Source organism: Methanosarcinales archaeon (assembly GCA_014859725.1).
Taxonomy (GTDB): domain Archaea; phylum Halobacteriota; class Methanosarcinia; order Methanosarcinales; family Methanocomedenaceae; genus Kmv04.
Map to the genome: position 1 here is coordinate 1 of JACUTQ010000169.1, position 4306 is coordinate 4306.

A 4306-nucleotide genomic window follows, 5' to 3' on the forward strand; every position below is an offset into this window, starting at 1 on the left:
ATGATCCTCCAAACCTTCACCCTAACCCTCGCTTCCACCCACCCCATCCAAGCATCAGCCTCCCAGCTCCGCGGATTCTTTGCAACAAAATTCAACGAATACACCCTTCTCCACCAGCACAACACCAACCACCTCATCTACCGCTATCCCCTCGTCCAGTACAAGATAATTGAAAGCACGCCCACGGTCATTGGCATCAACGAAGGCGCCGAAGTATTAAAAGAAATATACAACCAGTACGACGAAATAAACCTGGGCGCCAATGTATATGAGGTCATGGAGCGGGGCATCTCGGTAAGGAACCAGGAATTCGGCCTGGCTGACGAAATGCACACATACCGTTTTGCCACCCCATGGTTCGCCCTCAACCAGGAGAATTACAAACGCTTCTACCTGGCAGGCGGCAGGACCGAACGGGCCGGACTGCTGAATAGAACCTTAACTGGCAACATACTTTCAATGGCAAAATCACTGGCCTACCAGGTCCCGGACAGGATACAATGCGAAACAGATGTCAATATACGAAAAGGCAGGCAGAAGGACATAAATATCATGACCTTTACAGGAAACTTCCGGACAAATTTCCTCATCCCTGATTATCTCGGTCTGGGTAAATCAGTTTCCAGGGGGTTCGGGGCTGTGCTGGAACATTCCAGACCCCGTTCGAAACAATAATGTACACCAAAGTTATCAAATATGTTAATTATGGTGAAATTAAATGAGTGAAAAATTCATATTACTGAACAGACTCGCAAAAAAGGGCAGCACCTTCAGCTTCGAAGAGGCATCAGAACTCAGCAGCCTGCAAAGCGGCAGTCTCAGGGTCCTGCTCTCGCATATGGAAAAGGAAGGATGGGTCGAGCGGATAGAAAAGGGAAAGTATCTTATCATCCCCCTGGGCGCAGAAAAGGGCAGATACACTATAAACGAATTCGTCATCGGTTATGAGATCGTAAAGAATGCAGCAATTGCCTACTGGAGTGCCCTCAACTACCATGGGTTCACAGAACAGATACCAAGCACGGTCTTTATCCAGACCACATCAAGAAAAAAAGAACCAAAAATAGAGATATTTGGCGTCAGGTACCGGATTATCAGGGTAACTGAGAAAAAGTTCTTCGCCCAGCAGAAAATATGGATTGAAGATTCACAGGTCTGTATTACAGACCCTGAAAAGACCATAGCGGATTGTCTTGACAATCCCCAATATTGTGGTGGTATCGTAGAAGTTGCAAAGGCACTGCGAAATGAAAAAAAAATAGATCTTGACAAAGTCATTGAATATGCAATAAGGATGGAAAATTCTGCAATCCTGAAAAGACTTGGCAGTCTCTGTGACAGACTGGGGATACCTGTGAATATTCCGCAGGCCCTTCTGGCCAAAGGCTACCCCCTGCTTGACCCGTCATTACATAGAAAAGGAAAGGCAAACCGGAAATGGAAAATAATTGAAAATGTGGATGAGAAAATAATTGGAACATTAGAATGATTCGCGCAAATGAGATAAGGGAAACTGCAAGAGAACATGGGGTTCCTGAATCGACAATTGAAAAAGACTATTGTATTGGCTGGTTACTGAAAAGTATGTATCAACCCAATGACTCATTTGTGCTCAAAGGGGGAACCGGAATAAGAAAATTGTATATCAGGAATTACCGTTTCTCAGAAGACCTGGATTTTACCATGCAAAAGAAAATGGGCAAAGCAAAGATTGAAGAAATTATCAGAACAGCCATACAAACAGCCAGAGAGGATAGCGGTATTGGTTTTTTGGATGACATAAAATCTGTACAGAATACGAATGGATACAGGTTTGATGTTTATTTCAGGATTTTAAGACAAACAGGTAATCCCCTGCGAATAAAATTTGACCTGACAAAACCTGAACAGGAAAGGGTCATTCTGCCCATTCGAAAAATGCCTGTTCTGCACCCTTATTCTGACAAATGTTCTGCTGCTGTACTTGCATATTCCATCCATGAGATAATATCAGAGAAAATACGTGCCATATTCGAACGTACAAGACCGAGGGACCTTTATGACATCTGGTATTTTTCTGAAAATTTTGTTCTCAGACAGGCCCTGGACATCCTGCCTGAAAAATGCAATTTCAAAGCTGTCAAAATGGATATATTATCTGTACTGGAACGAAAAGATGATTTTTCCACAGCATGGGATAATTCACTGGGTCATCAACTAAAGGACCTGCCGGATTTTGAGATGGTTTTCGAGCAGGTCATGAAACAACTGAAAACAATGGGAACTATATGAAATAAATAACAATGTTGGTGATATCATGCAACTCGTACTAAACACCCGCGGTTCATACCTTAAAAAGAACAGGAACTGCTTCCTGGTAAAAACCGATGAAAAATCCTTCGAAGTATCGGCAGATAAAGTGGATTCCATACTCATCACTACATCAGCCACTATCACCACCGATGCCGTGAAATTCGCAGTGGAGAATAACATCGATATTGTATTCCTTGACCACTTTGGCGACCCATACGGCAGGGTATGGCATTCCAAGCTGGGCAGCACAGTGCTCATCCGCCGGCGCCAGCTTGAGGTATCTGACCAGCCTGCCGGATTTGATATGGCAAAGGAATGGATGCTGATAAAAATTGACAACCAGATCAATTTTCTAAAGGATTTGAAAAAAAACCGGCCTGAAATGAAAGATACAATTCAGGGATATATCACTGACATTGAAACTCTCAGGGTCGACCTGGCTGTCATGAAAGGCACCCTTGATGAACAGCGAGGTCGGGTCATGGGGCTGGAAGGGATGGCTTCAAGGACATACTTTGCTGCCCTGAACGCTGTCATGCCTGACAGGTGGAAGTTTGCGGGCAGGAGCCGCAACCCGGCTGCAGACGAGTTCAACTGTTTACTGAACTATGGATATGGCGTGCTGTATTCAATGGTGGAAAAGAGCTGCATAATTGCGGGACTGGACCCATATGTGGGTTTCATACATACAGACAATTACAATAAGAAATCACTTGTTTTCGATCTGATCGAGATGTACCGGATCCATGCTGACAGGACGGTTCTAAATCTGTTCGCAAAAAAACAGGTAAAAGAAGATCAATTTGATACAATCCCAAACGGATTAACACTTAATAAAGACGGTAAAGCTGTGCTTATTCAGGCCATCAATGAACGGTTTGACAGGACAAAAAGTTACCACGGCAGGAACATCAAAGTAAGGAATACTCTTCAATATGATTGCCACAGGATTGCGAACAATTTGATCAGGTGATGAAATGCTGGTCTGGGTTGTTTATGATATTGTTGAGAACAAGATACGGAAGAAAGTAAGTGATTCGTGCAAGAACATTGGACTTTACCGGGTGCAGAAAAGTGTATTCCTGGGGGAATTGAATGCGAATAAGCGTGATTCTCTGGCGCTTCAATGTGAAGAATTAATCGACGCTGATGTTGATTCGGTCTATATTTTCCCAATGGATGAGCAGTCTTTCAAGCAGGTAAAGTTGATAGGTCAGGCATTTAATAAGGACCTTGTCAGTGATGAAGTGATCACAATGTTCTTTTGAGGCAGTTATGGAAGATAGAGAAACGATCATTACGATATCTGATGTACTGGAGTACCTGTTTTGCCCTCGTTTTATTTATTACATGTACTGTCTTGATATCCCTCAACATGAAGAACAGCGGTTCAAGGTTCTGAAGGGCAGGGAGGTGCATGAAACCAGGAGAATGACAAATCAGGAATATGTAAGGAAGAAGCTCTATTGTATAAGAAAGGAGCGAAGTGTGTTTATTGCGTCCAGGGAGAATCATATTAAGGGAATTGTGGATGAAGTGTTATTCCTTGAGGACGGTACTGCTGCTCCGCTGGAGTATAAATATGCTGAATTCAAGGATAAGGTTTTTAAGACTTATAAGTTCCAACTTGTGCTGCACGGTCTGATGATAAAGGAGAACTACAACATTGAGGTGAACAGGGGTTATATTTGCTATATCAGGAGTAATAATCTGGTTAAGCAAATTGATTTCACACCATCTGATTTTATGAAAGGTGTTGAAATTGTTGAGAGCGTAATCGATATTATAGATAAGGGAGAATATCCTAAAACTTCAAGAAATTTAAGAAAATGCATTGATTGCTGTTACAGGAATATTTGTGTTTGACTTTTTTCTTGTTTTTATAAATGATTTGATAATTAATCAGTAAGATTTTTAAGTACGAAAATGAATGGATTATTAGCGATATTTTGCTAAAATCGGGGCTAAATATGCGCTATCGCAGACCAACATCCACTAAAACAAGGATTGAAAC

Annotated in this window: 6 protein-coding genes; all 6 read left to right on the top strand. The window is 42.2% G+C overall.

What is annotated here, in order from left to right; all coding sequences use genetic code 11:
- The 6 genes from IBX40_11275 to cas4 are packed head-to-tail and all read left to right on the top strand — an operon-like array spanning position 1 to position 4158.
- Complete coding sequence (locus tag IBX40_11275; protein MBE0524898.1) at positions 1–675, top strand: CRISPR-associated endonuclease Cas6; 675 nt, start codon at positions 1–3, stop codon at positions 673–675.
- A gap of 43 nt (positions 676–718) precedes the next feature.
- On the top strand, positions 719–1489 hold the full coding sequence (locus IBX40_11280; GenBank protein MBE0524899.1) for a hypothetical protein: 771 nt from the start codon (positions 719–721) through the stop codon (positions 1487–1489).
- A complete protein-coding gene (locus tag IBX40_11285) occupies positions 1486–2271 on the top strand; it encodes a nucleotidyl transferase AbiEii/AbiGii toxin family protein (GenBank protein MBE0524900.1) in 786 nt (261 codons plus the stop codon). The genes IBX40_11280 and IBX40_11285 overlap by 4 nt, the downstream gene beginning before the upstream one ends.
- Before the next feature lie 25 nt (positions 2272–2296).
- A complete protein-coding gene (gene cas1 / locus IBX40_11290) occupies positions 2297–3265 on the top strand; it encodes a CRISPR-associated endonuclease Cas1 (protein ID MBE0524901.1) in 969 nt (322 codons plus the stop codon).
- 4 nt (positions 3266–3269) lie between these two features.
- The gene (cas2, locus tag IBX40_11295; protein MBE0524902.1) at positions 3270–3560 is read left to right on the top strand and encodes a CRISPR-associated endonuclease Cas2; all 291 of its coding nucleotides are present in this window, start codon (positions 3270–3272) and stop codon (positions 3558–3560) included.
- Positions 3561–3567: 7 nt separating this feature from the next.
- A complete protein-coding gene (gene cas4, locus IBX40_11300) occupies positions 3568–4158 on the top strand; it encodes a CRISPR-associated protein Cas4 (protein MBE0524903.1) in 591 nt (196 codons plus the stop codon).
- The last annotated feature ends 148 nt before the right edge of the window (positions 4159–4306 follow it).